1 pseudogene is annotated in these 652 nt (G+C 67.6%); it reads right to left on the bottom strand.

The window, feature by feature from the left end:
* Positions 1–652 (bottom strand): annotated as a pseudogene (locus G3I71_RS45450) (F0F1 ATP synthase subunit beta); the annotation flags it as partial.

A 652-nucleotide genomic window follows, 5' to 3' on the forward strand; every position in this document is an offset into this window, starting at 1 on the left:
GTGATGCGCTCCTGCAGCTGACCCATCTCGTCGGCGAGGGTCGGCTGGTAACCGACGGCGGACGGCATGCGGCCGAGCAGCGTCGACACCTCGGAGCCGGCCTGCGTGAACCGGAAGATGTTGTCGATGAACAGCAGCACGTCCTGCTTCTGGACGTCGCGGAAGTACTCCGCCATCGTCAGCGCCGACAGCGCGACGCGCAGACGCGTGCCCGGGGGCTCGTCCATCTGGCCGAAGACGAGGGCCGTCTTGTCGAAGACGCCCGCCTCCTCCATCTCGACGATGAGGTCGTTGCCCTCACGCGTGCGCTCGCCGACGCCGGCGAACACCGAGACGCCGCCGTGGTCCTGCGCGACGCGCTGGATCATCTCCTGGATGAGGACCGTCTTGCCGACGCCGGCGCCGCCGAACAGGCCGATCTTGCCACCCTGGACGTACGGGGTCAGCAGGTCGATGACCTTGATGCCGGTCTCGAACATCTGCGTCTTCGACTCGAGCTGGTCGAAGGCCGGGGGCTTGCGGTGGATGGGCCAGCGCTCGGTGATCTCGAGCTTCTCGCCCTCGGCGAGGTTGAGCACCTCACCCGTGACGTTGAAGACCTTGCCCTTGGTGACGTCGCCGACGGGCACCGAGATCGGCAGGCCCGTGTCGC

The organism is Streptomyces sp. SID12501 (genome assembly GCF_010550245.1).
Classification (GTDB): Bacteria; Actinomycetota; Actinomycetes; order Streptomycetales; family Streptomycetaceae; genus Streptomyces.